Source organism: Microbacterium sp. lyk4-40-TSB-66, from assembly GCF_030209475.1.
Taxonomy (GTDB): Bacteria; Actinomycetota; Actinomycetes; order Actinomycetales; family Microbacteriaceae; genus Microbacterium.
Window position 1 is genome coordinate 282,847 of record NZ_JARVRW010000003.1, and the last position, 26,755, is coordinate 309,601.

At 69.1% G+C, this 26,755-nt stretch carries 28 protein-coding genes and 3 tRNA genes; 15 read left to right on the top strand and 16 right to left on the bottom strand.

The features are described from left to right. Positions 1-54: 54 nt before the first annotated feature. The 5 genes from gyrA (at position 55) to QRO03_RS06420 (ending at position 3,804) form a co-directional block, all read left to right on the top strand. Entirely contained in the window at positions 55-2,685 is a 2,631-nt protein-coding gene (gyrA, locus tag QRO03_RS06400; RefSeq protein WP_285136689.1) for a DNA gyrase subunit A, read from the top strand. Continuing rightward, a complete protein-coding gene (locus QRO03_RS06405) occupies positions 2,682-3,083 on the top strand; it encodes a DUF3566 domain-containing protein (RefSeq protein WP_285136690.1) in 402 nt (133 codons plus the stop codon). Before gyrA ends, QRO03_RS06405 begins: the two co-directional genes overlap by 4 nt. A gap of 68 nt (positions 3,084-3,151) precedes the next feature. Continuing rightward, a tRNA-Ile gene (locus tag QRO03_RS06410) sits at positions 3,152-3,225 on the top strand. Between the two features lie 14 nt (positions 3,226-3,239). Continuing rightward, positions 3,240-3,312, top strand: a tRNA-Ala gene (locus QRO03_RS06415). 63 nt (positions 3,313-3,375) lie between these two features. Then, positions 3,376-3,804, top strand: coding sequence for an NUDIX hydrolase (locus QRO03_RS06420; RefSeq protein ID WP_285136691.1), 429 nt, complete (start codon positions 3,376-3,378; stop codon positions 3,802-3,804). 6 nt (positions 3,805-3,810) lie between these two features. On the opposite strand, the gene QRO03_RS06425 is transcribed toward QRO03_RS06420, so the two are convergent. Both QRO03_RS06425 and QRO03_RS06430 read right to left on the bottom strand, forming a co-directional pair. Then, on the bottom strand, positions 3,811-4,284 hold the full coding sequence (locus tag QRO03_RS06425) for an aminoacyl-tRNA deacylase (protein WP_285136692.1): 474 nt from the start codon (positions 4,282-4,284) through the stop codon (positions 3,811-3,813). After that, positions 4,281-4,853: a DNA helicase gene (locus QRO03_RS06430; protein ID WP_285136693.1), complete on the bottom strand. Its 573-nt coding sequence runs from the start codon at positions 4,851-4,853 to the stop codon at positions 4,281-4,283. The genes QRO03_RS06425 and QRO03_RS06430 overlap by 4 nt, the downstream gene beginning before the upstream one ends. 100 nt (positions 4,854-4,953) lie before the next feature. On the opposite strand from QRO03_RS06430, the gene QRO03_RS06435 reads away from it, so the two are divergent. Both QRO03_RS06435 and QRO03_RS06440 read left to right on the top strand, forming a co-directional pair. Beyond that, entirely contained in the window at positions 4,954-5,511 is a 558-nt protein-coding gene (locus tag QRO03_RS06435) for a peptidylprolyl isomerase (RefSeq protein WP_285136694.1), read from the top strand. Positions 5,512-5,529: 18 nt separating this feature from the next. Then, complete coding sequence (locus QRO03_RS06440; RefSeq protein WP_285136695.1) at positions 5,530-6,459, top strand: rhomboid family intramembrane serine protease; 930 nt, start codon at positions 5,530-5,532, stop codon at positions 6,457-6,459. 54 nt (positions 6,460-6,513) lie between these two features. On the opposite strand, the gene QRO03_RS06445 is transcribed toward QRO03_RS06440, so the two are convergent. Beyond that, the gene (locus QRO03_RS06445; protein WP_285136696.1) at positions 6,514-6,753 is read right to left on the bottom strand and encodes a cell division protein CrgA; all 240 of its coding nucleotides are present in this window, start codon (positions 6,751-6,753) and stop codon (positions 6,514-6,516) included. A 54-nt stretch (positions 6,754-6,807) separates the two neighbouring features. Here QRO03_RS06445 and QRO03_RS06450 point away from each other — a divergent pair, with 54 nt between their 5' ends. From QRO03_RS06450 to QRO03_RS06460, 3 genes are read left to right on the top strand one after another with little or no spacing between them, the layout of a single operon-like run. After that, a complete protein-coding gene (locus QRO03_RS06450; protein ID WP_285136697.1) occupies positions 6,808-7,629 on the top strand; it encodes a class E sortase in 822 nt (273 codons plus the stop codon). Then, positions 7,629-7,784 carry a hypothetical protein gene (locus QRO03_RS06455; protein ID WP_200936071.1) on the top strand — a complete coding sequence of 52 codons (156 nt, stop codon included), beginning with the start codon at positions 7,629-7,631 and terminating at the stop codon, positions 7,782-7,784. Before QRO03_RS06450 ends, QRO03_RS06455 begins: the two co-directional genes overlap by 1 nt. Continuing rightward, positions 7,781-8,437, top strand: a complete 657-nt coding sequence (locus tag QRO03_RS06460; RefSeq protein ID WP_285136698.1) for an anthranilate synthase component II — start codon at positions 7,781-7,783, stop codon at positions 8,435-8,437. Before QRO03_RS06455 ends, QRO03_RS06460 begins: the two co-directional genes overlap by 4 nt. Here the strand turns inward: QRO03_RS06460 and pknB are convergent. From pknB to QRO03_RS06495, 7 genes are read right to left on the bottom strand one after another with little or no spacing between them, the layout of a single operon-like run. After that, positions 8,409-10,109, bottom strand: coding sequence for a Stk1 family PASTA domain-containing Ser/Thr kinase (pknB, locus tag QRO03_RS06465; RefSeq protein ID WP_285136699.1), 1,701 nt, complete (start codon positions 10,107-10,109; stop codon positions 8,409-8,411). The two genes, QRO03_RS06460 and pknB, sit on opposite strands and share 29 nt — an antisense overlap. Positions 10,110-10,139: 30 nt before the next feature. After that, a complete protein-coding gene (locus QRO03_RS06470) occupies positions 10,140-11,897 on the bottom strand; it encodes a protein kinase domain-containing protein (protein ID WP_285136700.1) in 1,758 nt (585 codons plus the stop codon). Continuing rightward, positions 11,894-13,348: a peptidoglycan D,D-transpeptidase FtsI family protein gene (locus QRO03_RS06475; RefSeq protein ID WP_285136701.1), complete on the bottom strand. Its 1,455-nt coding sequence runs from the start codon at positions 13,346-13,348 to the stop codon at positions 11,894-11,896. The genes QRO03_RS06470 and QRO03_RS06475 overlap by 4 nt, the downstream gene beginning before the upstream one ends. Before the next feature lie 49 nt (positions 13,349-13,397). Continuing rightward, a complete protein-coding gene (locus tag QRO03_RS06480) occupies positions 13,398-14,801 on the bottom strand; it encodes an FtsW/RodA/SpoVE family cell cycle protein (protein WP_285136702.1) in 1,404 nt (467 codons plus the stop codon). Beyond that, positions 14,798-16,036 (bottom strand): PP2C family protein-serine/threonine phosphatase, encoded by a 1,239-nt coding sequence (locus QRO03_RS06485; protein WP_285136703.1) that lies wholly within the window; start codon positions 16,034-16,036, stop codon positions 14,798-14,800. Before QRO03_RS06485 ends, QRO03_RS06480 begins: the two co-directional genes overlap by 4 nt. Before the next feature lie 9 nt (positions 16,037-16,045). Then, positions 16,046-16,585, bottom strand: a complete 540-nt coding sequence (locus tag QRO03_RS06490; protein ID WP_285136704.1) for an FHA domain-containing protein FhaB/FipA — start codon at positions 16,583-16,585, stop codon at positions 16,046-16,048. Next, on the bottom strand, positions 16,582-17,319 hold the full coding sequence (locus QRO03_RS06495) for an FHA domain-containing protein (RefSeq protein WP_285136705.1): 738 nt from the start codon (positions 17,317-17,319) through the stop codon (positions 16,582-16,584). The genes QRO03_RS06490 and QRO03_RS06495 overlap by 4 nt, the downstream gene beginning before the upstream one ends. 153 nt (positions 17,320-17,472) lie before the next feature. On the opposite strand from QRO03_RS06495, the gene QRO03_RS06500 reads away from it, so the two are divergent. Then, positions 17,473-17,556 (top strand) — tRNA-Leu (locus QRO03_RS06500). Positions 17,557-18,043: 487 nt separating this feature from the next. Here the strand turns inward: QRO03_RS06500 and QRO03_RS06505 are convergent. Continuing rightward, complete coding sequence (locus QRO03_RS06505; protein WP_285136706.1) at positions 18,044-18,406, bottom strand: histone-like nucleoid-structuring protein Lsr2; 363 nt, start codon at positions 18,404-18,406, stop codon at positions 18,044-18,046. A 321-nt stretch (positions 18,407-18,727) separates the two neighbouring features. Here QRO03_RS06505 and QRO03_RS06510 point away from each other — a divergent pair, with 321 nt between their 5' ends. From QRO03_RS06510 to QRO03_RS06520, 3 genes are all read left to right on the top strand, one after another. After that, the gene (locus QRO03_RS06510; protein ID WP_183418935.1) at positions 18,728-18,994 is read left to right on the top strand and encodes a GlsB/YeaQ/YmgE family stress response membrane protein; all 267 of its coding nucleotides are present in this window, start codon (positions 18,728-18,730) and stop codon (positions 18,992-18,994) included. A 109-nt stretch (positions 18,995-19,103) separates the two neighbouring features. Continuing rightward, positions 19,104-19,973 carry a CHAD domain-containing protein gene (locus QRO03_RS06515; RefSeq protein WP_285136707.1) on the top strand — a complete coding sequence of 290 codons (870 nt, stop codon included), beginning with the start codon at positions 19,104-19,106 and terminating at the stop codon, positions 19,971-19,973. 17 nt (positions 19,974-19,990) lie between these two features. Then, complete coding sequence (locus QRO03_RS06520) at positions 19,991-20,989, top strand: endonuclease/exonuclease/phosphatase family protein (RefSeq protein ID WP_285136708.1); 999 nt, start codon at positions 19,991-19,993, stop codon at positions 20,987-20,989. A gap of 9 nt (positions 20,990-20,998) precedes the next feature. On the opposite strand, the gene QRO03_RS06525 is transcribed toward QRO03_RS06520, so the two are convergent. Both QRO03_RS06525 and QRO03_RS06530 read right to left on the bottom strand, forming a co-directional pair. Beyond that, complete coding sequence (locus QRO03_RS06525) at positions 20,999-21,427, bottom strand: GNAT family N-acetyltransferase (RefSeq protein ID WP_285136709.1); 429 nt, start codon at positions 21,425-21,427, stop codon at positions 20,999-21,001. Between the two features lie 48 nt (positions 21,428-21,475). Then, positions 21,476-22,084: a GntR family transcriptional regulator gene (locus QRO03_RS06530; protein WP_285136710.1), complete on the bottom strand. Its 609-nt coding sequence runs from the start codon at positions 22,082-22,084 to the stop codon at positions 21,476-21,478. 318 nt (positions 22,085-22,402) lie between these two features. On the opposite strand from QRO03_RS06530, the gene QRO03_RS06535 reads away from it, so the two are divergent. After that, positions 22,403-22,609: a cold-shock protein gene (locus QRO03_RS06535; RefSeq protein WP_055952808.1), complete on the top strand. Its 207-nt coding sequence runs from the start codon at positions 22,403-22,405 to the stop codon at positions 22,607-22,609. Between the two features lie 58 nt (positions 22,610-22,667). Here the strand turns inward: QRO03_RS06535 and QRO03_RS06540 are convergent, their stop codons facing one another. The 3 genes from QRO03_RS06540 to QRO03_RS06550 are packed head-to-tail and all read right to left on the bottom strand — an operon-like array spanning position 22,668 to position 26,747. Then, positions 22,668-24,731: a bifunctional lysylphosphatidylglycerol flippase/synthetase MprF gene (locus QRO03_RS06540; RefSeq protein WP_285136711.1), complete on the bottom strand. Its 2,064-nt coding sequence runs from the start codon at positions 24,729-24,731 to the stop codon at positions 22,668-22,670. Between the two features lie 59 nt (positions 24,732-24,790). After that, positions 24,791-26,068 carry a hypothetical protein gene (locus tag QRO03_RS06545; protein ID WP_285136712.1) on the bottom strand — a complete coding sequence of 426 codons (1,278 nt, stop codon included), beginning with the start codon at positions 26,066-26,068 and terminating at the stop codon, positions 24,791-24,793. Continuing rightward, the gene (locus QRO03_RS06550; protein WP_285136713.1) at positions 26,055-26,747 is read right to left on the bottom strand and encodes an HAD hydrolase-like protein; all 693 of its coding nucleotides are present in this window, start codon (positions 26,745-26,747) and stop codon (positions 26,055-26,057) included. Before QRO03_RS06550 ends, QRO03_RS06545 begins: the two co-directional genes overlap by 14 nt. Positions 26,748-26,755: the final 8 nt, after the last annotated feature.

The window sequence follows — 26,755 nt, forward strand, 5'->3', positions numbered from 1 at the left end:
CCGGCGCGACCCCGGCACCGACAGACGACGCACGCACTACGGAACTGAGAAGACATGGCTGACGACATCACTCCCGAGCCCCCCCGAGCGCCCGAAGAAGCCGCTCACAATCACGGCAAGATCGACCAGGTCGATCTGCAGCTCGAGATGCAGCGGAGCTACCTCGACTACGCGATGAGCGTCATCGTCGGGCGTGCCCTGCCCGACGTGCGCGACGGTCTCAAGCCCGTGCACCGCCGCGTCATCTACGGCATGTACGACGGCGGCTTCCGCCCCGACAAGTCGTTCTCGAAGTGTGCTCGCGTCGTCGGCGAGGTCATGGGTCACTACCACCCGCACGGTGACGCCCCCATCTACGACGCCCTCGTGCGCCTCGTCCAGCCGTGGTCGCTGCGCTACCCGCTCGCGCTGGGCCAGGGCAACTTCGGCTCCCCGGGCAACCAGGGTGCCGCCGCGCCGCGTTACACCGAGACCAAGATGGCTCCTCTCGCGCTCGAGATGGTGCGTGACATCGAAGAGGAGACCGTCGACTTCGAGGACAACTACGACGGTCAGACGCAGGAGCCGACGGTCCTTCCGGCGCGCTTCCCCAATCTGCTCGTCAACGGCTCGGTCGGCATCGCCGTCGGCATGGCGACGAACATCCCGCCGCACAATCTGCGCGAGGTCTCATCGGGCGCGCTCTGGGCTCTGGAAAACCCGGATGCCACGCGCGAGGAACTCCTCGAGGCGCTCATGCAGCGCATTCCGGGTCCCGACTTCCCGACGCGTGCGCAGATCCTCGGAACGCGCGGGATCAAAGACGCGTACCGCACGGGTCGCGGCTCGATCACGATGCGCGCGGTGGTCAACATCGAAGAGATCCAGGGCCGCACGTGCCTGGTGATCACCGAACTCCCCTACCAGGTCAACCCCGACAACGTCGCGGTCAAGATCGGTGACCTCGCCCGCGAGGGCAAGATCACCGGCGTCGCCGACATCCGCGACGAGAGCTCGGGTCGTACCGGTCAGCGCCTCGTCGTCGTGCTCAAGCGCGACGCCGTGGCCAAGGTCGTGCTGAACAACCTCTACAAGCACACCCAGCTGCAGGAGAATTTCGGCGCCAACATGCTGGCGATCGTCGACGGCGTACCGCGCACGCTGTCTCTCGACGGGTTCATCAGCCTGTGGATCGACCACCAGGTCGAGGTCATCGTGCGCCGCACGCGGTACCGCCTGCGCAAGGCCGAAGAGCGCATGCACATCCTGCGCGGATACCTCAAGGCGCTCGACGCCCTCGACGACGTCATCGCGTTGATCCGCCGCTCGCCGACGGCCCAGGATGCCAACGAGGGCCTGCAGAAGCTCCTCGACATCGACGACATCCAGGCGCAGGCGATCCTCGACATGCAGCTGCGACGTCTGGCGGCTCTCGAGCGCCAGAAGATCGTCGACGAGGCGACCGAGCTCGAAGCGCGCATCGCCGACTACAACGACATCCTCGCCACCCCCGGCCGCCAGCGCACGATCATCCGCGACGAGCTCACGGCGATCACCGACCGGTTCGGCGACGACCGTCGCACCGAGATCTTGCACGGCTTCGACGGCGACGTTTCCATCGAAGACCTCATCGCCGAAGAAGAGATGGTCGTCACCGTCACGCGTGACGGCTACATCAAGCGCACACGCAGCGACAACTACCGGTCACAGCATCGCGGCGGCAAGGGTGTGAAGGGTGCGCAGCTGCGTGCCGACGACGTCGTCGAACACTTCTTCGTGACCACGACGCACCACTGGCTGCTGTTCTTCACCAACAAGGGCCGGGTCTACCGCTCCAAGGCGTACGAGGTTCCCGAAGCCGGACGGGATGCCAAGGGCCAGCACGTCGCGAACCTGCTGGCACTGCAGCCCGACGAAGAGATCGCACAGATCCTCGACATCCGCGACTACGAGGTCTCGACCTACCTGGTCCTCGCCACGCGCGCCGGCCTGGTGAAGAAGACGCGCCTCTCCGAATACGACACCAACCGTCAGGGCGGCGTGATCGCCATCAAGCTGCGCGGTCAGGTCTCGGAAGACGGGGACGACACCGAGCAGGGCAGCGCCGACGAGCTGGTCAGCGCCATGCTGGTCGACGAGGGCGATGACATCCTCCTCATCAGCCGCCTCGGGATGTCCCTGCGCTTCTCCGCGACCGACAATGCGCTCCGCCCCATGGGTCGGTCGACCTCGGGTGTGAAGGGCATGGACTTCCGTGAGGGGGACAGTCTGCTCTCGGCATCCGTCGCCAAGGATGACGAGTTCGTCTTCGTCGTGACCGAGGGGGGCTACGCCAAGCGCACCGCCGTCACCGAGTACCGCATGCAGAACCGCGGCGGACTGGGCATCAAGGTGGCCCGTCTGACCGACGATCGCGGCGTGCTCGCGGGCGGGATGATGGTCTCCGAGGGCGATGAGGTCCTCGTGGTTCTTGCCAGCGGCAAGGTGGTACGCTCCTCCGTGGCCGAGGTGCCCGCCAAGGGACGCGACACGATGGGTGTCGTTTTCGCCCGGGCCGGTGGCGACGATCGCATCATCGCGATCGCCCGCAACGCCGAGCGGAACCTGGCCGAGACGACGGAGACGACCACGGAGCCCCCCGCATCCCCTGCGGATGGGGCCGACGACTCCGCTCCCGAGACCCCTGAGGAAAGTACTGACGCATGAGCACGGTAGCTGACAAGCTTGCGAAGAAGTCGACTCACAAGACCCCGGCCAAGCAGGTGCGACTGCGCCTGGTCTACATCGACTTCTGGTCGGCCGTGAAGCTCTCGTTCCTTGCGGCGGTGGCGCTCGCCATCGTCACCGTGGTCTCGTACTTCCTCCTGTATCTGGTCGTCCAGGCCACCCTGCTGCCTCGTCTCGACGAGTTCTTCACCAGCTTCACCGACGGCGGGGCGACGCTGTCGCAGTACGTCGGGCTGCCCCAGGTGATGGCGTTCGCGGCGATCATCGCCATCCTGAACCTGGTCGTCGTCACGGTGCTCGGCGCCGTGATGGCGGGGATCTACAACCTCGCGGTGAAGGTGACGGGCGGCCTGCTCGTCGGGTTCACCTCGAACTGACGTCGATTCGTGAAAACCTCGGGATTCCGGTAAAGTCTTCGAGGTTGACGTGATCACGTCAGCGAGACGGGGCTATAGCTCAGGCGGTTAGAGCGCTTCACTGATAATGAAGAGGTCCCAGGTTCAAGTCCTGGTAGCCCCACCCCTTTCCCTCGCGGGGCCTTAGCTCAGCTGGTAGAGCGCCTGCTTTGCAAGCAGGATGTCAGGAGTTCGAATCTCCTAGGCTCCACAACATCGAAGAGCCGGTCCTCTGGGACCGGCTCTTCGCTTTCCTCTTCGCTAGAGTCTGGTCATGGACATGCGGGTCGCCGCGTACGCCGTCGTCACCGACGCCGACGATCGCGTGCTGCTCGCCCATTGGGTCGACGGACGACGGGCGGCATGGACGCTGCCCGGTGGCGGGCTCGAGGCGGGGGAGGACCCCGTGCAGGCCGTACGTCGCGAGGTGCGCGAAGAGACCGGGTTCCGGGTCTCGGTGGGTGACCTGCTCGGCATCCATTCCCGGGTCATCCCCGCCGAAGCGCGTCTCGCCGACGACTCGACCGGTCCGCTGCACACCCTGCGCATCGTCTATCGCGCGCGGATCGTGGGAGGCCGCCTCCGCAACGAGACCGACGGCTCGACGGACCGGGCGGAGTGGTTCACGCTGGGGGCGGCGAGGAAGCTCCGCCGGGTGCAGTTGGTCGACATCGCACTGCGGATGGCCGGCCTCCGGACCTGACGCGTCTCAGGCGCGGTCGGAGGTGATGTCGGCGACCACCGCGTCGTAGGCGGCGATCAGTTCATCGGCGTCGACGAACAGGCTGTAGCCGTGGGCACCGGCGCCCATGGCGATCCGTGCGCCCACGATGCGTTCATCGGCGTAGACGGGCCAGGCGGTGGAGCTGCCGATCGGCACGATGGTGCCGCGTTCGTATCCCGTCGCCGCGAGTGCCAGCTCGGGCTCGGGGAGCCGGAGCTTGTTCACGCCCACCACGGCACGCAGCTTGGGCCAGGAGATGGCGCGATCACCGGGGACGAGGGCGAAGAGGTAGGTGTCGTCGGACCGCTTGACGACGAGCGTCTTGACGATGGAGGCGGAGGGGATCCCGAGCAGCTCGGCCGCCTCGTCGAGACTCGATGCCGGGGGACGTTCCCTGACATCGACAGAGAGGCCGCGCTCGCGCGCGGCCTCTCGGACTCTGATGGTGGGATCGCTCACGCGTCCGGCGCGCGCAGCGGGTCGTCCGCCACCCACAGCTCGTCATCGGCTCGCAGTGTCTGCCAGGCCGCGTACGCGACGCCCGCAGCGGCCACGACGCCGAGGATGATGGCGATGACGCCACCGGCACCGATGCCGTCGTGCTGCGACGGCAGCTTCTTGGCGAGACGCTTCGACGTCTGCTTGCTGTACTTCTCGGCCCGCTTGGCGTACTTGTGGGCGTCGAGCTCGAAGCCCTTGCCCTTCGCGAGACGGTCGCGGGTATCGCCCGCGGCGTCCCACACCGACAACGCGCCGCCCACGACGGCACCCGCAGCGGGCACGACCTTGTTGCTGAGGAAGCGGTTGCTGTACTTCACGCTCTTGTCGACGTACGGTGCGGCGTACTTGCTGTAGCCGTCCTGTACGGCGGGGACGAGATCTTCGCGGCTGAAGCGACCGAGCTGGTGGCCGGCTTCACGAGCGACCTTCCCGCTCTCGCCCAGCAGCACCTGCTGCGACTCCCACACCTTGGCGGCGTGCTTCTGGAGCTTGCGCAGTTCCTTCTTGCTCTTGCGGCTGAGGCCCACGGCTCATCCTCCCTGTCGATGGGATGTACGTCCGATCATCTTGCCAGACCGGGCCGCTCGGCCCGCCGACCCTTGCAGATAACTCTGAGAGAATGTACCCATGGCCAACCACACCGCCGTCGCGACCCTGCACACCAACCACGGCGACATCGTCGTCAACCTGTTCGGAGACCACGCTCCCCGGACCGTCCGCAACTTCATCGGTCTGTCCGATGGCTCGCAGGAGTGGACGAACCCGGCGACGGGCGCCAAGGGCGACGGTCCCCTGTACAAGGACGTCATCTTCCACCGCATCATCCCCAACTTCATGATCCAGGGCGGCGACCCGCTCGGTCAGGGCGTGGGCGGACCCGGCTACAACTTCAACGACGAGATCAGCCCCGAGCTCGACTTCACCCAGCCCTACAAGCTGGCCATGGCGAACGCCGGTCTCCGCCGCAACGCCATCACCGGTCAGCCCGAGGGCACCAACGGCTCGCAGTTCTTCATCACCACCGACCCGACTCCGTGGCTCCAGGGCAAGCACACCATCTTCGGTGAGGTGGCGGACGACGCCTCGAAGGCCGTCGTCGACGCGATCGCCGCCGTCCCCACCGCCGCCGGCGACCGTCCGATCGAGCCCGTCGTGCTCACCTCGGTCGACGTCGTCTCGGTCTGACCTCACGGGCGGCGGCGGGTGTCCACCACCGAGGAGTTCCGTCGCAACAGCGACAACTTCTGTTACCGGCATCCTGACCGGCAGAGCTTCGTGCTGTGCCAGCGGTGCATGCGCACCGTGTGTTCGGAGTGCCGCACCCCCGCCGCCGTCGGCGTCATCTGCCCGGAGTGCATGGCTCAGCAGCAGGCGGCTCAGACGCCCGCTCAGAAGAAGGCCGAGCGACGCTGGGGCGCACGCTCACGTCCGCTGACCGTCGTCGCTTCCGGTCGTCCGCGCGTGACGCTCGCCATCGTCGCCGTGACCGGGCTCGTGTACATCATCGGTCTGATCCCGGGTGTCGGCGGGCTCGTGTCCAATCTCCTCGCCTTCAACAGCTACTTCGTGCTGCCCCAGGCGGGTTTGTTCCAGCCGTGGCGACTGATCACCGTCGCGCTCGTGCACGACGGCTTCTTCCACGTCGGCCTCAACATGCTGGCGTTGTGGTTCATCGGGCGCAGCCTCGAGCCGATGCTCGGCCGCGCGCGCTTCCTCGCGCTCTACCTTCTGGGAGCGCTGGGCGGGTCGGTGGCCGTTGCTCTGCTGGCTCCCGGTGTCTGGACGGTCGGGGCGTCGGGGGCGATCTTCGCACTCTTCGGGGCGTTGCTCGTCATCGGGCGGCAGATCGGCGCCGACATCCGCGTGATCGGCATCCTGATCGCCATCAACTTCGCCTGGCCGTTCGTTCTCGCGGCCATCAACGCCATCGGGTCGGGCGACTTCATCGGCTCGCTGAGCGCCGTGGGCATCTCGTGGCAGGCCCACCTGGGCGGCCTCGTCACCGGGGCGCTGATCGGTCTGATCTACGGCAGGACCCGGACCGCATCGCGGCGCCGTCTTCAGATCGGTTCGCTGGTCGGGCTCGGCGTTGTGCTGCTCGCGCTTCTCGCGATCCCGGTCGTCACGTTCTGACCGGAGTTATCCACAGGCTCATCCACAGGTGGGGATGAATTACACGCGTGTAAGTCAGCGCCACCGAGTGGTCATGAGGAAGCCCACGAAGGCGATGCCGAAGCCGATGACGAGATTCCACGCGCCGATGCCGGGGATCGGGAACGTCGAGTTGCTGAGGTAGAACACCAGCACCCAGACGAGGCCGACCAGCATGAGACCGATCATGATGGGAAGGAACCACACCGGATTCGGAGCCGAGCTACCGTCGGTGCGTTCTGCGATCGGGTCGTCGCCATTGCCAGTTCGAGCCATGGGCAAGAGTCTAATGCTCAGCGGTCACCGAACCCACGGAACTAGACTCGCCCCGTGCAGACCGACACGCAGCCGCTGACCCGCCGTGATCGGCGTGCGGCGTCGACGCCTCCGCCCGCACCCGCCCCCCGTCGACGACGCGTCTCGATCATCGGTGTGATCGGCGATCTTCTCGTCACGGCCGGAGTCCTCGTCCTGCTCTTCGTGGTCTGGCAGCTGTGGATCGGCGACGCGATCATCGGTGCCCAGTTCAAGGACGAGGGCAAGCAACTCAGTCAGCAGTGGGCCGCCGATCCCCAGCTTCCGGCGCCGAGCGCATCGGTCACGCCCGCCGCCCCCGACCAGCCGGCCGGGCCCCCGACGGCGGAGCCCCCCGCGCTCGCGCAGCCGGGCGACGCCGAGCGATTCGGCGTGATTCACATCCCCCGGTTCGGTCCCGACTACTCCTTCACGGTCGCGGGCGGTGTGAGCGCGTCGCGCACCCTCGACCCGATCGGCCTCGGACACTACCCTGACACCGCCATGCCGGGTGCCGTCGGCAACTTCGCCATCGCCGGGCACCGGGGCAGCCACGGTGCCCCGTTCGCTGATCTTCCGTCGCTCCGCGTGGGGGATGCGGTCGTCGTAGAGACCGAGCAGGGGTGGTTCACCTACCGCTACCGCAACCTCGAGTACGTCCGGCCTGACGGCGTCGATGTTCTGCTTCCTCTGCCGCAGCAGCCGGAGGTGCAGGCGACCGACCGCGTCATCACCATGACCACCTGCAGCCCGCGCTACGGCTTCTCGGAGCGCGCGATCGCGTACGGCGTCTTCGAGTCGTTCACACCTCGCACCGATGCCGGTCCGCCCCTTTCCCTCACCACTGGAGCAGCCTGATGTACGGAGCACTCTGGCGGGTCCTGCCCGGTCCCTGGTGGATCCGCCTCCTGATCGTCCTCGTGCTGCTCGCGGCGGTGCTGTACGGACTCTTCTTCTACGTCTTCCCCTGGGTGAGCGACATCGTCTATCCCCAGGAGGTCACGGTCGAGTGACCGCGTGGCGCGTCGTGGTCGTCGACAACCGCGACAGCTTCGTCCACACCCTCGCCGGCTACGTGCGCGACCTCGGCGCGGAGACCGTCATGAGAGCGGCGGGTGACCCGGCACTCCCCGAGCGGATCGTGCGCGATGCCGACGCGATCCTCATCTCGCCCGGTCCAGGTCACCCGGATGACGCCGGCTCATCGGTCGACGTGGTGCGCGCGGCCTATGGGGAGGGCATCCCGGTCCTGGGCGTCTGCCTCGGCCATCAGGCGATCGCGACGGCCTTCGGCGCTCGCGTGGGACACGCTCCCGAACTGCTGCACGGGATAACCAGCGTCATCCGGCACGAAGGGGCGGGGGTGTTCCGCGACCTCCCGGACGGGTTCGTCGCGACCCGGTACCACTCTCTCGCCGTCGAGGCCGGTACGCTTCCCACCGACCTGGAGGTGACGGCACGCACCGAGGGGGGCGTGATCATGGGCCTCCGGCACCGCCGCGCGCCGATCGAGGGAGTGCAGTTCCACCCGGAGAGCGTGCTCACCGAGGGCGGCCACGTTCTGCTCGGGCGGTGGCTCGAGGACGCAGGGCTCCATGGTGCGGCAGTGCGCGGCCGCCGGCTTCACCCCCGCGGGGTCAGGAGCCCGAGCACACCGTCAGCGTGATCTCGCTGTGCACGGGAACCTCGCCCGGCGCCAGCGACTGCGTCGCCACCGTCGGCGGGGTGGCCGCCCGGCATCCGGGGTCGTCCTGCCGCTTGACGGTCAGCTGCTTCTCTTCCGACTCGAGCTCGCGCTGCGCCGCCTCGAGGGTGTACCCGGTGTAGTCGACGATCACGACCTGACCGCTCGCGATGACGAGGTTGACCGTCGTGCCCTTGGCCACGGCGGCGCCGGACTCGAGGTTCGAGGAGATGACCGTCCCCTCGGCCAGGGCGGGATCGTTCTGGCGGCGGATGGATCCGACCGACAGACCCGCCGCCTCGATGGAGGAGCGTGCCTCGTTCTCGTTGATGCCTTCCAGCGTGGGAACGGTGGCGGTATCGGGACCGGTCGAGACGTACAAGGTGATCTTCTGGCCCGCGGCCACGTTCGTACCCGCTTCGGGAACGGTGCTCACCACGTTGCCCGCCGCGATCTCTTCGTCGGATTCGTTCACGCGGGCCGTGGTCAGCTGCTGTCCGGTCAGGGTCTCGGCGGCACGCTCGTACGACATGTCGACGACGTTCGGCACCGTGAGCGAGGTCGTCGGCACCTCGTCGTTCGGCTGGATCTGCATCACCCAGATCAGCACGGCGACCAGGAGCACCGCGAGCACGCTGACTCCGGCCCAGATCCACGCCACCGGAGGACCGGCCTGCGTGCGCCGCATCGTCGTGTCGGTGCTCAGCTGACGCAGGGAGCGGGCGGTCTCAGCCGCCTGCCGCGGGTTCGGTCCGTACAACTCGTTGGAGAGCGCCGACATCTGGCGCTTGGTGGGCACCTTTCCGTCGGCTGTCTCATCGAGCGCCTCGCGGAAGCTGGCGGCATCCTGCGGACGCTGGAACGGGTCCTTCGCGAGGGCACGGAGCACGATGGCATCCAGGGCGCGCGGAATGGACTCGTCGATCTCGCTGGGCGGGAGGGGGGCTTCGCTCACGTGCTGATAGGCCACGGCGACGGGCGTGTCACCGCGGAACGGCGTACGCCCGGTGAGCAGCTCGTAGAGCACGACGCCCGTGGAGTACAGGTCGGCGCGCGCGTCGACCGACTCGCCCTTGGCCTGCTCGGGTGAGAAGTATGCGGCGGTGCCGACGATCGCCGTGGTCTCGGCCACGGTCGACGAGGAATCGGACACCGCGCGGGCGATGCCGAAGTCCATGACCTTCACGCGGCCGGACTCGGTGATCATGACGTTGCCCGGCTTGATGTCGCGGTGCACGACACCCGCGCGGTGGGAGTACTCGAGCGCCTCGAGGATGCCGTCGACGTAGCGCAGCGCCTCGTCGGTCGGCACCTTGCCCTGTCCGATGACGTCTTTCAACAGGCGCCCGTGCACGAGTTCCATCACGATGTACGGGACGGGGCGCTCGACGCCGTCGACACCGGTCTCGGCGTCTTCGCCCGCATCGAAGACCCGCACGATGGTCGGGTGCGCCATGCGAGACGCCGCCTGCGCCTCGAGCCGGAAGCGCGTGCGGAAAGCCGCGTCGCCGGCCAGGTCGGACTTCAGGATCTTGATGGCGACCGTGCGGCCGAGAGTCTGGTCGTACCCGCGGTAGACGCTCGCCATCCCGCCGCGACCGATGAGGTCGTCGACACGATAGCGCCCGGAGAGGACGCGCGTCTCAGTGGTCACGAATGGAGCTCCTGGCGTAAAGCGGGTCGGTCAGTTGGTCGTCGCGCTGGGGGACGGCGTGGGCGTGCTGTTTCCGCCCGTGATCGATGCCGACGCCTCGCCCGAGGGACCCGCCTGACGGTCGGGGCTGCCCGAGCAGCTGACCGTGTAGGTGACCCGCAGGGTCTGGCCGGCGGAGTTGCTGACCTTCAGAGCGGCGTTGCGTGCGTCGGGCGGGAACGCCGACGTCGACTGTCCGTTCGCGTCGAACGTGCCGTTGGTCGCCGTGAAGTTGTACGAGGTCACCGATCCGGTGCCCGACGGGCAGGTGTACTGCTGCCAGGCGACCTGGATGTCGCTGCCGGCCGAGACCGACGCGCTCGGGAGGGTGGGGGTGCCGGGCGTCTCGAGCGGGGTCTGCTCCGCGTAGAAGCGCACCGTGATGGTGGTGCCCGCTTCGACTCCACCGGTCGGGTTGACGTTGTAGATGAGCCCGACGTCGCTCGCCTGGGTCGCGGCGTTGCCCACCTGGCAATCGGCGACGAGGTCGTTCTCCTCGAGGATGGCGCGGGCCTCGTCGCACGTCTTGCCCTCGAGCCCGAGGGACGACACCTCGATGCGCTGCGAGCTGGGCGTGGGTGTCGGCGTCGCCGACGTCTGCGACGGGGTGGGGGTCGGCGAGGGAGCGGCGCTCGTGGGGGCGGGCTCGGGCTCGCTCTGGTTCGAGATGACGTTGAAGAGCGTGACGCCCAAGACGAGGGCGAGCAGCGCGATCAGGGCGATCAGCGGCCACGTCCACCGCGAGCGCTTCTTCTGCGGGGCGGGGTCCTCCTCGATGTGCTCCTCGGTCAGGAGCGAGGTCGAGGCCGCCGGCGTCGGCATGAGTCGCGTCGCAGCGGACGTCTGACCGGCGGTCAACAGCTGCGTGGCCTCGTCGGCGACCGCGGCACCCGCGGCGACGGCCGGCACGGCGGCGGCCGCCGCGGTGAGGTCTCCGCGGCGGAGGGCAGTGGCCGCGCGCGACACGGCGGCCGAGGACGCCGGGCGGTCTTCCGGCTTTTTGGCGATCATCGCCATGACGAGGTTCTGCACCGGCACCGGCACGGTGGGGGGCAGCGGCGCGGGCTGCTCGTTGATCTGCGCCATCGCGATGGCGACCTGCGACTCGCCCGTGAAGGGGCGCTTGCCGGCCAGGCTCTCGTACGCGACGATGCCGAGCGAGTAGGTGTCGGTGGCGGGCGACGCGGGGTGACCCGACGCCTGCTCGGGCGAGAGGTACTGCACCGTGCCCATGACCTGGCCGGTGGCCGTCAGCGGCACCTGGTCGGCGATGCGGGCGATGCCGAAGTCGGTGATCTTGACCCGGCCGTCGGGCGTGATGAGCAGGTTCCCCGGCTTGATGTCGCGGTGCACCAGACCGGCGGCGTGCGCGGCCTGGAGGGCCGCGGCCGTCTGGGCGACGATGTCGAGGGTCTTGTCGGTCGACAGCGACCCCTCGCGCTCGAGGATCGTGGAGAGCGCCTCACCGGGCACGAGTTCCATGACCAGGAAGGCGCTGCCGTCTTCCTCGCCGTAGTCGAACACGCTCGCGATGCCCTCGTGGTTGACGAGGGCCGCGTGCCGGGCCTCGGCGCGGAAGCGCTCGAGGAACCCGGGGTCGCCCATGTACTCGTCTTTGAGGATCTTGATCGCGACGGTACGTCCGATGACGTGGTCGGTCGCTTCCCAGACCTCGCCCATGCCGCCGATCGCGATCCGCGACTCGAGCTCGTACCGCCCGCCGAAGGTCACACCCTGTGTCGGTCTCATGTACCCAGCACCGCCTCCATGACCTTCTTCGCTATCGGGGCGGCGATCTCATTGCCGCTCCCGCTCTGCCCCTGGCCTCCGCCGTTCTCGACGACCACAGCGACGGCGACCCGGGGGTCGTCCGCCGGCGCGAAGCCGGTGAACCAGAGAGTGTAGGGGCGGGAATCGTTCTCCGCGGTGCCGGTCTTACCCGCCACCTGGACCCCTTCTATTCTTGCATTCGAAGCCGCGCCGTCCTGGACGTTCGCCGTCATCATCGACACCATCTGCGCCGCGATGTCGGTATCGAGGGCCCGGCCGAACTCGCTGCCGGTTCCCTCGCTGGCGACCGACAGGTCGGGTCGGATGACGCGATCGATCATGCGCGGGTTCATCACCACACCGCCGTTCGCGATGCCCGCCGACACCATCGCCATCTGCAGCGGTGTCGCCCGCACGTCGCCCTGACCGAAGCCGCTGAGGGCGGTCTGGGGAGCGTTCGGGGAGTCGGGATAGGTGGATGCCGTGGACTGCAGCGGCATCGAGAACTGGGTGTTGAACCCGTACTTTTCGGCCTCGGCGCGGATGGCGTCGTCACCGAGGTCGACCGCCAGTTCGGCGAACGGGATGTTGCAGCTCAGTCGCAGGGCCGTCGCGATGGTGACCGTGTCGCCTTCGCCGCAGGTGCCGCCGCCGGCGTTGCTCACGACGTTCGTCGACTGGGGGAGCGTGTACGCGGCGAGGTTCGGGAAGGCGGAGTCGGGGGTGTACCGACCGGATGCCAGCGCTGCCGAGGCCACGACGAGCTTGAACGTCGAGCCCGGGGGGTTCAGATCGCCCTCGATGGCCCGGTTGTCGAGCGGCTTGGACGCATCGGCGACGAGCTGGTCGTATGCCGCGTTCACGGCATCCGTGTCGTGCGATGCGAGGGTGTTCGTGTCGAAGCTGGGCTTGGAGACCATGGCGAGGATGCGGCCGGTCGAGGGTTCGATCGCCACGACCGCACCCTGCTGGTCGCCGAGTGCGTCCCAGGCCGCCTTCTGCACGTTCGCGTCGACGGAGAGTTCGACGTTGGCGCCGCGCGGCAGCTGGCCGGTGGCCGCTCGCTCGATGCGGGAGAAGTAGTCGGCGTTGTCGGAGCCGCTGAGCACGCCGTTCTCGGTGGCCTCGATCCGGGTCTTCGAGTCGAGCACCGGGTTCATGTAGCCGGTCACGGGTGCCCACATCGCGGCATCCGTGTACTGGCGCTGCCAGCTGTAGACGTCATCCGAGGGGACGGAGGAGGCGATCGCGGTGCCGCTGGCGATGATCGACCCGCGCTGGACCTCGTACGAGTCGTAGAGGGCGCGGGTGTTGCCCGCGGTGTTCGTCAGGTTGGCGGCCTGCACCACCTGGATGATGCTCGTCGAGGTGAACAGCGCCAGGAACATCGCGAGCATGACGATGCTGAGGCGTCGGAGCTCTTTGGTCACGGTGCCTCCTTCGTCGTCGGGTCGTCTGCGGGCGGAAGAGCGTGTGTCATCAGCCGATCACCACCCGGGGGCGGCTGCGGACGGCATCGGAGATGCGCAGCAGGAACGCCACGATGATCCAGTTCGCGATGAGCGAGGATCCGCCGGCGGCCAGGAACGGCGTGGTCAGACCAGTCAGGGGGATCACGCGGGTGACACCGCCCACCATGATGAACACCTGCAGGGCGATGGTGAACGAGAAGCCCGTTGCGAGGAGTTTGCCGAAGTCGTCTTGACCGGCGAGCCCGATCCGGATGCCGCGGCTGGTGAACACCATGTACAGCGCCAGGATCGCGAACAGACCGACGAGCCCGAGCTCCTCGCCGAGGCTCGGCACGATGTAGTCGCTCTGCGACAGCGGCGTGATGTACGGACGCCCCTGCCCGAGCCCGGTGCCGAACAGCCCGCCGTGCGAAAGGCCGAAGATGCCCTGCACGAGCTGGTAGCTGCCGCCGTCGCGATCGATGACCTCGGGGTCGAAGGCGCTCAACCAGTTCGCGAAGCGGCCGTTGACGTAGGGGAGGACACGGGATGCCAGGAACGCGCCGCTCGCGACGAGCACGAGGCCGATGACCACCCAGCTCGTCTTACCGGTGGCGACGTAGAGCATCGCCACGAACATGCCGAAGATGAGCAGACCGGTGCCGAGGTCGCGCTGGAGGACGATGATGCCGAGCGAGACGAGCCAGATGATGAGCACGGGACCGAGCTCGCGAGCGCGCGGCCACGTCATGAACAGGAACCGCGTACCGGTGGAGGTGAGGCTCTCGCGCGTGCGCACGAGGTACCCGGCGAAGAAGATCGCCAGGCAGATCTTCGCCAGCTCGCCCGGCTGGAACGACACGAAGCCCAGCGAGACCCACACGTCGGCGTTCTGGTCGGTGCCCAGGCCCGGCACGAACGGCAGGAGCAGCAGCAGGATGCCGACGAGGCCGAACAGATAGGTGTAGCGGAAGAGCACCCGGTAGTTGCGCACGAAGATCAGCACGGTGAGGGCGGCGATCATCGCGATGACGGCCCAGGCGATCTGGCGGTGGCCCGTGGCATCCCATCCGCTGGCCTGATCGGCCAGGTCGATGCGGTAGATCATCGCGATGCCGAGACCGGTGAGGACGGTCGCGATGGGCAGCACGAACGGGTCGGCGTCGCGGGCGCGCAGGCGCAGCACGACGTGCGTGATGAGCGCGAGGACCGCGGGGATGGCCGCGAGGATCAGGAAGCCGGTCTCGACGACACCGGTGGCCCCGAGCTGAACGAGCACGACCGCCGCGCCGTAGACGGCTATGGCGAAGACGAGCAGCCCGAGTTCGCGGTTGCGCTGCGTCGCGGGCACGCGGATCTTCTTGAGGGCGCGCATCACGGCAGTGTCGGTGGACACGGCATCCGTCGAGCGGGTGAGCTTCTGGTCGGTCATCCGCTTGCCTCCTGGGCCGGGCGCAGGCGGTCGACGATGCTCTGGGCATCGGCGAGCGAACCGGCCGAGATCGTGGTCTCCACCGTCTGCCGGTCGAACTCCGACAGCTCGTCCAGCGCGACGTCGGTGTCTTCGTAGACCGTCGAGAGCGTGAGGGGGCCGATGGACTGCTGGATGCCGCGGTAGATGACGACCGTGTTCTCGTCGGCGCCGACGTAATAGCGCGTCTGGGTCCAGTTGTAGCCGGCGTACAGGCCGAACCCGAGGCCGGCCAGCACGATGAGCAGTGCCGCGAGCCAGCCGAACCGCCGCCGGCGCGCGCGGCGACGGTCTTCTTCGATGAGCTCCTCGAGGAACTCGGCCGCGGGTTCGAAGTGCGTGGGCTCGTTCGCGACCTGCCGGGCGTGGTGCAACCAGCCGCCGCGTCCGGGCCGCGCGGCGGGGACCACCACACCGCTCGGGTTCGACGCCGAACCGACGACGGTCGGGGTGCCGATGAAGACGGGGTGCTGACCGCCCACGTCGACCAGCACGACGGTGACGTTGTCGGGAGCACCGCCGTCGAGCGCCTGCTTCAGCAGAGCGTCCGCCGTGCGTGCCGGTGGCATGCCCAGCGCGAGGGTCTTGGCGGTGTGGTCGTCGTCGACGACCCCCGAGAGTCCGTCGGAGCACAGCAGCCAGCGGTCGCCGTCCTGCGTCGGCATGATGAAGCTGTCGACCTCGGGGTCGGGGTCCATGTCGCCGAGGACGCGCATGAGCACCGAGCGCCGCGGGTGATAGCGGGCCTCTTCGGGAGTGATGCGGCCCGAGTCGACGAGGCGCTGGACGAAGGTGTGGTCAGCGGTGATCTGGGTGAGCGTGTCGTCGCGGTAGAGATAGATGCGCGAGTCGCCGATGTGACCGATGACGGCGTAGTCGTCGACCATGACCAGCGCGCTCACGGTGGTGCCCATGCCCGCGAGCTCGGGGCGGCGTCCGACGGTGTCGATCAGCTCGGTCGCCGTGTCGGCCAGGGCGTCGCGGATGGCGTGCTCTGCGTCGGTCGGCGATCGGAACGGCTGGTCCAGCTCGGTGAGGCGACCGATGGCCAGGCTCGAGGCCACGTCGCCGCCCGCGTGTCCGCCCATGCCGTCGGCGACCACGAAGAGGTTCGACCCGGCGTAACCGGAGTCCTGGTTGTTGGAGCGCACCTTGCCCGTGTGGGAGATGGCGGCGCTCGAGCCCTGGAAGACCATGGAGGTGGCTTACGTCCTCAACTCGAACGTCGTCGCGCCGACCTTGATCGGCGCGCCCACCTTCACCTGGACAGGAGCGGCCACGCGTGCGCCGTCGTGGGAGGTTCCGTTCGTGGAGTCGAGGTCTTGCAGCATCCACTGCTCACCCCACAGCACCAGGCGCGCGTGGTGGCTGGAGGTGTAGTCGTCGCGGATGACGAGGCCGGACTCGCTCGAACGCCCGATCGTGAGCGGCTCGGTGCCGAGCGGGAGTTCGAGCCCGGCCTTGGGCCCGCTCGTGATGACGATGCGCGAGACGGTCGAGGTGGTGGCGAGTCCACCCGCGCGAGCGGGGGCCGGGGCGGCGGGACGCTTGACCTGGGTGGTCACGGCATCGGGCGAGGCCACGGGGGCCGCAGCCGCCGCTGCGGGGGATGCCACGGGCTCGGGGAGCTTGCGCACCTTCACACCGAAGAGGTCGGCGCGCAGGGAGTAGACGACGCCGAACACGAAGAACCACAGAAGGACGAGGAAACCGCCCTGCAGAAGAAGAAGAGTCAGTTGACTCATGACTGGGTTCCCCGTTCCCGGACGTCGAAGATGCTCGTGGCGTCGGGCGCCTGCGGGCGCCGCGGCGGCTGCGCCTGCGCGACCACACGGAACACGATATTGGTGCGGCCGATCGAGATCGTCGAATCGGGCGGAAGCGCGGCCTCGGACACCTTGTGGCCGTTGAGGGTCGTGCCGTTGGTCGACCCGAGGTCTCGGACCATCGCGCGCTCGCCGTCCCACAGGATCTCGACGTGCTTGCGGCTCGTGCCGGCGTCGGGGATGGTGATGTCGGCATCGCTGCCACGGCCGATCACCGTGCGCGATCCCGTGAGCGGATGCCGCGTGCCATCGATGTCGACGACGCCGCGCCAGGCGATGCGGCCTTCGGTGGTCTGGGAATCGACGCGCAGCGTTCCGGTCGACAGGGAGCCGTCGCGCTCGATGGAGATGGCGACGGGTCCGGCGAACGAGTAACCCTGTGTGCGAGCGTGCTTCTTGACGAGGGTGTCGAGCTCGGAGACGAGGGTCGAGCCGAGGGCGCTCATCTTCTCGTCATCGGCGGGCGACAGGCGCACGGCGAACGTGTTGGGGGCCAGGATGCGGTCGCGCGTGACGACCACGGCTTTCTTGTCGAGTTCGCTGCGCAGGGCCGAGGCGATCTCCACCGGCTGGATGCCACTGCGGAAGGTCTTCGCGAACGCACCATTGACGGCGCGTTCGAGACCTTTCTCGAAACTGTCGAGTAGTCCCACGAGACTCCTTCGGGCAGGCAGACCAGTAGGCACATCGTAGTCAGCGCGGCTGGGCAGGTGATGGATGCCGTCTGCGCGGACCGCGTTTCGTCACGCGGTCGCGGCCGTGATATTCTCGGGAAGTTGGTCGCGTGGCATCTCGGTGCCGCGCATGCGCGAGTGGCGGAATAGGTAGACGCGCTGGCTTCAGGTGCCAGTGCCTTCACGGGCGTGGGGGTTCAAGTCCCCCCTCGCGCACAGATGAGAAAGGCCCCCGGGTTCATCCCGGGGGCCTTTCTCGTGTCTGCGGACGGGTCGGTCCTGCAACCCTTTCCGAGTTGGGCCCACGCCGCCGGAGGCTCCGCGCGCTGCGCAGCGGCGCGTGGAGGGGCGGTGGGGAAAGTTCCCTCTCGAGCGCACAGCGGAAAAGGCCCCGGGTTGATCCCGGGGCCACCTCCATCGTCTGCGGGGGCAACGAACCCGTTCCGGGTCGCCCTCACGCCGTTCGCCAGGCTCCGCGCGCAGCGACGGGGAGCGCTCTCGGGTCCGACCCGGAACGCTCCTCTTCATCGGTGGCTCGGATGACGCCGAGACGCGGCGCTGACGAGCGATGCCCCTCATTGGGGACATCTTCCCGCCCATGCGCGCGCAGACGTGGCTGTCATCCGCACACGCGACGTCGAGGACCCACCGTCTTGCGGCGGGCTCTCGACGTCGGCGCGTGCGGAACGCCGACCGCGAGCGGTCAGGCGGCGCCGTAGTGCTGCTGTCGCGAGTTCGTCCCCTGCGACGCGTACGCGTCGAGCACGGCGTCACTGATACGACCGCGATCGGACACCTCGAGGTTGTTCGCCCGTGCCCATTCCCGGATCGCGCGACGCTTCATCGTGCGCTGCGACCGCGTCAGGTGATGAGCGTGTTCGAACCCCTCGGTCCTGGCGGCGGCGATGAACGGTGCCAGCGCCTCGCGGAGCTTCTCGGTGTTGCCTCGCGTCAAGTCGATGGAGTACTGAACCCCTTCGAGAGCAAATGACACCGGGGTGGAATCCAAGTCCAGTTCGGATCCGTCCAAGTCGTCGAGTCGACGAAAAATCTGCTCGAGTGCCACAGCACTCCCCTCCCATTGTGCCCCCACACAAGATCAATCATAGCGTCCGTCTCTTCGATTTCCAGGGGACGTTGATCGAACGCGGATCATGTGCATGAATCGACTTCTCGTGCCGCACGCGGCCCGAGACCGGGGGAAAAGGTTGACCCTCAGCGCGAGTTCCCCCGTCTTCTCGCGCCTGCGCGGTCGCGTGCCCGCGCGACAGACAGAATTCGAGGCGCCGCGCAACCCACCCCCAAAAATCGCTTCCTGGGAGGAACCTGGAAACACGAGAACCCGCCCTCGAGCGGGCATCGGTTCACACTCGCGAAAGGAACAACAATGGGATTCTTCGGATTTCTTCTCCTCGGACTCATCGCCGGCGCCATCGCCAAGCTGATCCTCCCCGGTAAGCAGGGCGGCGGCTGGCTCATCACGCTTCTGCTCGGCGTCGTCGGCGCTCTGCTCGGCGGCTTCCTGGGTAGCGTCCTCTTCAACGCCCCCCTGGAAAACTTCTTCTCCATCCAGACCTGGCTCCTGGCCATCGGCGGCTCGATCATCGTCCTGCTGATCTACGGCCTCATCGTGGGACGTCGCGCCGCGCGCTGACGATCCGAGGAAGGCCCGGGGCGGTGGGACCGCGCCCCGGGCCTTTTCCTTTTCCCGACCGCTCGTCAACCGGCCCCCTCCGACCAGCGCCCGTCAATACCGTGGGCTCATGCCCCGTGACATCCCCTCCGCCCAGACGATCGCCCGCCGCATCGTGCAGACCGCGTCGGCGGACGTCGAATCCACGGAAGCCGCCGCCCTTGCCGATGCGCCCGACGGGTTGCACGAGCACCGCACCGTCGTCCGGAGGCTCCGGAGCGTCACGACCGCTCTCCGTCGGATCTCGCCGACCGCGCAGACCCGCGAGTTGAACGCGGCCCTGAAGTCGTGGGGTCAGCTCCTCGGCGAGGCGCGTGACGCCGAAGTGCGGGCGCAACGCGCCGAAGACGCCCTGTCGGAACGCGGCATCGACGACGCCGACGCCCGTCGTCGTCTCGTGGGCGACGAGCGCGCGGCCTACCGTCATGTGCACGACCGTGTCGTCGCCGCGCACGCGACCGAGGAGTCACGCGCCCGCACCCAGCTCGTGCGCGAAGCCGGACTGCGCCTCGAACTGGACGACGCGAAGGCGAAGAAGGTCTTCCGCCGCCTTCTCCGCAAGGAGGCGGACCGTGTCTCCCGTGCGGCACGGCGCAGCGACGGGTCGATGGAGCGGCTGCACGACGTGCGGAAGGCCGCGCGCCGGCTGCGCTACCTCGCCGAAGCCGTCGATCGCGCCGATCCCGAGTTACTCGGCGGCGATGCCCGACGCGTGGGACGGTCCGCGAAGCGCGTCCACAAGCTTCTGGGCGACCACCGCGACGACATCCTGTTGGCGGAAAGGGCCACCGCCCTGCACCGCCGTGCCTTCACCGCGCAGGAGGACACCCGTCCCTACGACGCGGTCGCAGCGCTCGCCGCGGAGCGGGCTGAAGCGCACCTGCGAGACGTGCCGAAAGCGCTCAAGAAGGTGAAGAAGGCGGCGAAGCGCCTGGGCTGACTGCCTCCACGTCGTCGATGCTCCGTCGTCCCCGTCTCTCGTTCCTCGTCGTCCTGGTCATCGGCGGGGCGGTCGCGACGATCGCGGTGTGGCCCCAGCTGGTCGGCATCCATCGTCTGCCGCTCGTCGCGAACCTGCTCTCGCTGCGCGGCGTGTCAGCGGGTGCTCTCGGGGTGCTGGCACTGATCGTCGGCGCAGTGGCGGCGCGGCGCGGGACGTGGGGTGTGAGCGCTGCACTCGCGCTTGCGCTGGCCGCCGCCTTTCTCGGAAACGCCGGTGTGCTCGTCGTTCGCGGGTGGGGCGCGTCCGCGGTCGATGGTGATCTCACCGTCGTCGCGTGGAACGCGTACGGCGGCGGAGCATCACCGGAAAGCGTCGCGCGTCTCGTTCGCGACACCGGTGCGGATGTGGTGAGCCTGCCCGAGACCGATGCCTTCGCCGCGGCGGAGATCGTCGGCATCCTGGCCCGAGAGGGGGTGTCGATGCGACATGACACCGTCGCCGCGGCCCGGGGCGGCGAGACGATCCCGACGTCGATCCTCATCTCGACGGCGTTGGGAGCCTATGCGCGCGATGCGTCGATCGCCTCTACGCCCGGGTTGCCCAGCGGCGTCTGGCGGCCCGTCGACGGCCGGGGGCCCACGCTCGTCGCGGCCCACCCCATGCCGCCCCTCCCCCGGGTGATGGACCAGTGGGATGCGGGGCTGCGGTGGATCGCCGAGCAGTGCGGCGACCCCGACGTGATCGTCGCGGGCGACCTGAACGCCACCGTCGACCACTTCGCCGGCCTCGGCGCCCGAGGCGGCATCATCGGCGGATGCCGCGACGCCGCGGCCGAGGTCGGCGCGGGCGCTCAGGGGACCTGGCCCGTGCGACTCCCCCTCGCGCTGGCCGCCCCCATCGACCATGTGCTGGTCGGCGCGGGATGGCGCGCGGAATCGTTCTCCGTGCTCGACGACTTCGACGACGCCGGCAGCGATCACCGGCCGATCGTCGCCACGCTCACGCGTCGCTGAGCGCCGCCGTCACTCCAGGGTCGGGGGCAGCACGTAGACGACATCGTCGCCGTCGCGCTGCTGCTCGACGAATCCGATGCGGGCGAGCACATCGTGCGACGGCTCGTCGCTCGCGGCGACGCACGCGTAGAGCGGGCGCTCGGCCTCGCGCGCGGTCAGAAGACGGAGCGCCTCGGTGGACGCGTCGCTGTCGGCGCCGGGTGCGACGGCGAGGAGGATCTCGCGGTCGCCCTCCACGTCCATCGCTGCAGCCAGGCCGATCACCGAAGCATCCAGGACGATGACGAGAGCGGCGACATCGGCGCGATCCGTCCACGCGTCGAACGAGGGGCGATCATCGAACGCAGCACGCTGCCACGCGGAAGCGCTGGCGTGGACGGCCGAGAACGCGGCATCCCGGTCGTCGTCGTGAAGATCGCGCAGCTCGATGTGGGGCATGCCGTCACGTTAGCGGCGGCGGGCGACGCACCTGCCGCACTTGTGCGGTCAGGCGAAACCGTGCAGAGCGAGGAACGTCCAGGTGGCGCCGTTCGCATCGCGCGCGGCGACCTGGGAACGCAGGTGCTGGAAGAGCGTCGCGCGCGTTTCGTCGGAGATGCTCTGCCAGCCGTCGAGATTGCGTCGGAGGACGAGGTCGGTCTGCTCCAGCGCCCGCGAGAAGACGATGTTGCGTGATCCGGATGCCATGTGGGCGTAGAACGTCAGGACGGCGGTGACGTACGACCGCGACGTCTCGGCGTCGCGCATGAGGTCGACGAGGTCCACGGCGAGAACGATCTCCTCATCCGTGCACCGAGCCAGTGCCACGCGGATCGCGCCCGCGATGGTGTGGGCGGCGTACTCGCGCATGTCGGTTCGGGCTCGGTCGGTGACCTCGGACACCCGCGTGTACCGGTTGGCCGCGATCTCCACGAGGCCGATGCGCTCCAGCTTCTGCAGCGCCTCGCGCACCGGCGTGCGGGAGATGCCCATCAGCTCCGCCAGCTCGACGTCGCGCAGTCGGTCTCCCGGCCGCAGGCGACCGTCGACGATGGCCCCGCCGAGGGCGCGATACGCCTCGTCGACGAGGGCCGAAGCGCGGCGTCGATCATCCATCAGGCGGAGTTTACGGCTTTCAGATATCACAGAACATCGACAGAAGTTACTGTTTCTTCGTTTTCGTGTCGCGCGCGCGCCTCGACGCCGGTATTGTCATCTCGTCACGCCTCGCGTGACATATCCGGGGGGATCCGTCGACGCCCGGGCTTTGAGCCCTGCTCAGCCCGGGCGTCGTATGGGCTTCGGGTGCGTGGGGCCTCGTTCCGCCTCGCGCAACGTTTGTGTCACGGTGCCGTGCGCACGGGGAATCCGCCCGTTACCGTGGGGGCACAGTCCGGCGCGCTCGGTGTCGGCTCGAGCGGGAACGGCATCAGGATGAGCACGCAGGGCACGGTCAAGTGGTTCAACTCGGAGAAGGGCTTCGGCTTCATCGCCCCCGATGACGGCGGGCAGGATGTGTTCGCCCATTACAGCGCCATCCAGTCGGGCGGCTACCGCTCGCTCGAGGAGAACCAGCGCGTCGAGTTCGAGGTCGCGCAGGGCCCCAAGGGCCTGCAGGCGGAGGACATCCGCCCCCTCTGACTCCCTCCGAGTCCGAATCGGATGCGCCCCGGCCGACGACCGCGTCGACCGGGGCGTCTCAGTTGTCGGACCGGACGAGGTCCACTCCGGCGGCCGCGAACTGACGGATCGTCGCGTGCGGCAGGAACGCCCGTGTGAGGGCGGCGCCGATGCGCGTGAGATCCGCCTCGTCCCGGTAGAGCAGGTACATGGTCTCGTAGCGGGGATGGAACTTCTGCTTGAAGCGGTGCAGCGAGGCGAAACCGTACACGGGCTCGAGGGCGTCGGCCATGCGCTTCTGCAGATCGGCGATGACACCGGCATCAGCGGGGTACTCGTGCGCCAGCGGTGCCCCCGACAGCGACATGACTTCGGCGCCCTCGGTGGAGAACTGCCGGGCGGATGCCCCGATGAGGAACTCCATCACGGGACCGAAGCCGCCGTCGCGGCGCCGCATGAGGTCGAGCGTCCATCCGCGGATCGCGCCCTCTCCGTAGATGGGCAGCCACGACAGGAATCCGTCTACGTCCCCCGCGGGCGACACCGCGAGGGCGATCCGCACCTCGGGGTCGGACGCCTCGTGCAGGGTGCCGAGCGTGAAACCCATCTCGGGAAGGCCTTTGTCGCCCACCCAGCTCTCGGAGATCGCGCGCAGCTGCTGGCGGACGCCCCAGCTCTCGTCGCTCAGCCGGGAGAGGCGGAACGTCATGCCCTCGCGCTCGGCGCGGTTCAGTGAGGTGCGCACCGCGCCCCATGCCTTGCCGGTGAACTGCAGGCCCGGCAGATCGACCACCGTGTCGTCGGCCACGACGATGCTGCGCCATCCGCTCGGCACGGCGGCCGACGTCGCCGCGCCGGCGCTGAAGAAGCACGGGGCGAGTCCCGCCGCCTCGGCGCGGTCGATGAAGGCGCGGACCGTGTCTGCTCGGACCTCGGACGGTCCGAGCGGGTCGCCGAGGGCCAACGCGACGCCGGAGCGTCGCTGGTACGCGACGATGCCGCGGCCGAAGCGAGCGTACGACATGCCGTCCCACGTCGTCATCCACGACAGGGTTCCTCCGCCGGTCGCCCGCAGCTCCTTCACGACCTCGTCGGCGGTGGGCGGCGGCGGATCACCGAGGACAGCGCGCGGACGCGCTCGGAACGCCGCCCGCACGAGCATGAAGTAGACCGACGCGACGATCCAGAGGGTCGACGAGGCCAGGACGCTGGTCACGTCGGCGTCCAGGTCGGCCTCGATACCGTTCACCCCGGACAGGAGCAGGACGCCGACGATGAGGACGACCAGGGCGAGGTTCAGGGCGCAGTAGATCATCACGACGACCCACGCCCACCGGCGGCCGCGTCGCAACGCCGTGGCCACGAGGAGCACGATCACGGTGTTCACCGCGACGTCGATCCACGACCCCGAGGCCGCCGCGGAGGTGCCGAACGGGCCGGTCATCGGTGCGACGTACCCGAGGATCTCGATGGCTCCGAGCGCGCACAGCACGACGAAGGCCACCAGGCGCTGTTCGCGGACGCTCACGCGCTGCGGGCGCAGAGACCGGTCGACGGCCAGCACGAGCAGCACGGCGAGGACGTGCTCGAGATCGGGAAGCGACCCGTAATAGAAGAACGACACGAGCAGCACGGCAAGGAAGACCGTCCACGCGCGCAGACGCCACGGCGAGGGGAGCAGCGCGAGCGCCGCGGCGAGGCACGCGAACAGGCCGCCCGACGGACCGATGTCGAGGGCGGTCGCCTGCTGCTGCGCCCAGGTCCACGGCAGGAACGCGGCACCCCACAGGAAGGCGGAGGCCGCGAGGACGGAGAACAGCTGGCCTCCGGCGAAGGTGATCGCCGCGACGCGGGAGCCCCGCCGCGCTTCGAGGAACCCCATCGCCACGAGGATCGGGATGCCGGCGGCGTAGACCCAGGGGGAGTCGACGAAGAAGGTGCCGGTGACCGGCGTCCACCATCGACCCGCCGAGAGCGCGGGGAGTCCGTAGGCGACCGAGGAGAAGAGGTCGGAGTCGGCGAATGATCGCCACAGGCCGCCGGAGAACAGCCCCACGAGCAGCAGGATGCCGGCCAGCGTCAGCGTGACCGGGACGCGCTTCGCCACCGTGAGCGAGCGAGCGACGAGGGTCTTCTGCGCCATGCCGCTCACGATAGGGCACGCGAGCGTCGCGGCGGGAGGCTACGAGGGGGCGGCGCTGGTCAGCGTACTTCGGTCCAGGCGGCGCGGGCGGCGGTGAGCGCCTGCGTGGCGTCGGCGGCGGCCCGGGCCTCGGCGAGGTGGCGTCGGGCGCGTTCCACCCGCAGGCGCTGGGCGATGCGGGCGGCGTCGTCGGATCCGCTCTCGCCCCGCGCCCCGTGATCCGCGCGGGTGGCCGTTACGTCGGTCATGACCGCGGCTGTCGCAGCGGTTGTCGCACCGGCTGTCTCGGCGGCGGCGAGGGCCGCGCGGGCGCAGGCCAGCGTTCCCGGGAGCGCCGTGCGAGCGGCCTCGACACGTCGGCGGAGGCTGACGGCCTCGCCGAGGAGCTCGTCGCGTTCCTCGCGCACGCGGGCGACGGTGGCGACGGCTTCGCGCGGGCGTCGCGTGGCCGCGGCGGCAGCGTCGTCGAGTTCGACGGCCGCCGCGCGCAGGCGCTCGACCGCGCCCGGCCGGCACGCGTCGGGGCGAGAGGCGGCGACGTCGATCGCCTCACGGATCTCGGCACGTGCGGCGGCCACCTCGGCGTCGGCGTTCCCGGCGGCTTGGAGGGCGATGCGGTGCCCGTCCTCGACGTCGCGCAGATGGCGCGCGGCGAGACGCAGAGCCACCGTGGCGTGGCGGATGTAACCGCCGTCGGCATCCGCCTCCGCGCGACGGAGGGCGGCGTCGGCATCGGTCAGAGCGCTTCTCGCCCGCTCGGCCGCCACGGCGGCCTCGGACCAGTCGTCGTCGTCGAAGCGCGCTCGCAGAGCGTCGACGAGCGGCTCGGGATCACCCGAGGTCGCGACCAGATCGTCGCGGCGGCGACGCGCGGCCGCGAGCAGGTCGGCGGGTGAGCGGTGTTCGCGCTCCCACTCCGCGAGGCGGGTGCGCGCCGCGGAGACCTGCGTGCGCCGGGCATCCAGCGTCTCGCGCAGTCGCCGGGCCTGGTCGCGTCGGCGAGCGGCCACGCCCGTGTCGGCCTCGAGCGCCAGCAGGTCGCCGAAGCCGCGGTCACGGGCGCGATGCGCCGTGGTGCGGGCGCGACGCAGGTCGGTGGGGACGTCGTCGGCGTCGAGTGCGTCCGCCGCCTCGAACGCCACGTCGAGATCGTCGACGTCGTCGTCGAGTGCGAGCAGCGCGGCCGCCGCGTCGGACACCGCGTGACCGGCGGCCGCTCGGGCGCGGGGAGACCGGCGCTGCACGCGGACGGCGACCACGATGATCGCGACCACGAGGGCGGCGGCGGCAAGGGCGATCGCCGTCGGCGCCGCCCAGGCCAGATCAGGCATCGGCATCGGGCGCGTCGTCGACGAGGAGCAGGGCCCGGAGCTCGTCGACGTCGTCGACGGCCGCCTGCGCTCCCTCGGCCTCATGCGGCCAGCTGAAGCCCCACCTCACGAAGATCACCGGCACCCCGGCATCCTGACCGCCCTCGACGTCGTGGTGCCGATCGCCGATCAGCACGGGGCGCGACGTGTCGACCCCGGCGGCCTCGAGCCGGCGGAGCGCTTCGCGCACGATGTCGGACTTGGCGCTCAGCGTGCGCTCGTCGAGGGTCGCGCCGACCATCGCCTCGAGGTCGGGGGCCAGGCCGAAGTGGTCCATCAGCGCGACGACCTGCACCTCGGGCTTCGAGCTCGCCGTCGACTGGGGAACGCCTGCCGCGTGGAGGTCGTGCACCAGCTCGCCCACGCCCGGGTACAGGCGCGCACTGACGGTGTAGCCCTCGCTCTTGTTCAAGCCGCGGTAGAACGCGACGGCCTCGACGGCCTGCTCGGCGGTCATGCCGACATTGACCTGGAAGGACTCGAACATGGGCGGGCCGATCCAGCGCGACAGCTCGCCCCGCGTCGGCGGCGTGCGCCCGAAATGGTCGAGCGTGGTCGTCAGGCGGCGAAGGATCCCGTCGGAGGCGTCGACGAGGGTTCCGTCGACGTCCCACAGGACGCACGAGAAGGGAGAGCGTTCGGGCATGCGTCCAC

Coding starts and splice junctions, on each gene's coding strand:
- gyrA (WP_285136689.1), top strand. CDS start 55: ATGGCTGACGACATCACTCCCGAGCCCCCCCGAGCGCCCGAAGAAGCC.
- QRO03_RS06405 (WP_285136690.1), top strand. CDS start 2,682: ATGAGCACGGTAGCTGACAAGCTTGCGAAGAAGTCGACTCACAAGACC.
- QRO03_RS06420 (WP_285136691.1), top strand. CDS start 3,376: ATGGACATGCGGGTCGCCGCGTACGCCGTCGTCACCGACGCCGACGAT.
- QRO03_RS06435 (WP_285136694.1), top strand. CDS start 4,954: ATGGCCAACCACACCGCCGTCGCGACCCTGCACACCAACCACGGCGAC.
- QRO03_RS06445 (WP_285136696.1), bottom strand. CDS start 6,753: ATGGCTCGAACTGGCAATGGCGACGACCCGATCGCAGAACGCACCGAC.
- QRO03_RS06455 (WP_200936071.1), top strand. CDS start 7,629: ATGTACGGAGCACTCTGGCGGGTCCTGCCCGGTCCCTGGTGGATCCGC.
- QRO03_RS06470 (WP_285136700.1), bottom strand. CDS start 11,897: ATGAGACCGACACAGGGTGTGACCTTCGGCGGGCGGTACGAGCTCGAG.
- QRO03_RS06480 (WP_285136702.1), bottom strand. CDS start 14,801: ATGACCGACCAGAAGCTCACCCGCTCGACGGATGCCGTGTCCACCGAC.
- QRO03_RS06485 (WP_285136703.1), bottom strand. CDS start 16,036: ATGGTCTTCCAGGGCTCGAGCGCCGCCATCTCCCACACGGGCAAGGTG.
- QRO03_RS06490 (WP_285136704.1), bottom strand. CDS start 16,585: ATGAGTCAACTGACTCTTCTTCTTCTGCAGGGCGGTTTCCTCGTCCTT.
- QRO03_RS06510 (WP_183418935.1), top strand. CDS start 18,728: ATGGGATTCTTCGGATTTCTTCTCCTCGGACTCATCGCCGGCGCCATC.
- QRO03_RS06515 (WP_285136707.1), top strand. CDS start 19,104: ATGCCCCGTGACATCCCCTCCGCCCAGACGATCGCCCGCCGCATCGTG.
- QRO03_RS06520 (WP_285136708.1), top strand. CDS start 19,991: ATGCTCCGTCGTCCCCGTCTCTCGTTCCTCGTCGTCCTGGTCATCGGC.
- QRO03_RS06525 (WP_285136709.1), bottom strand. CDS start 21,427: ATGCCCCACATCGAGCTGCGCGATCTTCACGACGACGACCGGGATGCC.
- QRO03_RS06530 (WP_285136710.1), bottom strand. CDS start 22,084: ATGGATGATCGACGCCGCGCTTCGGCCCTCGTCGACGAGGCGTATCGC.
- QRO03_RS06535 (WP_055952808.1), top strand. CDS start 22,403: ATGAGCACGCAGGGCACGGTCAAGTGGTTCAACTCGGAGAAGGGCTTC.
- QRO03_RS06540 (WP_285136711.1), bottom strand. CDS start 24,731: ATGGCGCAGAAGACCCTCGTCGCTCGCTCGCTCACGGTGGCGAAGCGC.
- QRO03_RS06545 (WP_285136712.1), bottom strand. CDS start 26,068: ATGCCGATGCCTGATCTGGCCTGGGCGGCGCCGACGGCGATCGCCCTT.
- QRO03_RS06550 (WP_285136713.1), bottom strand. CDS start 26,747: ATGCCCGAACGCTCTCCCTTCTCGTGCGTCCTGTGGGACGTCGACGGA.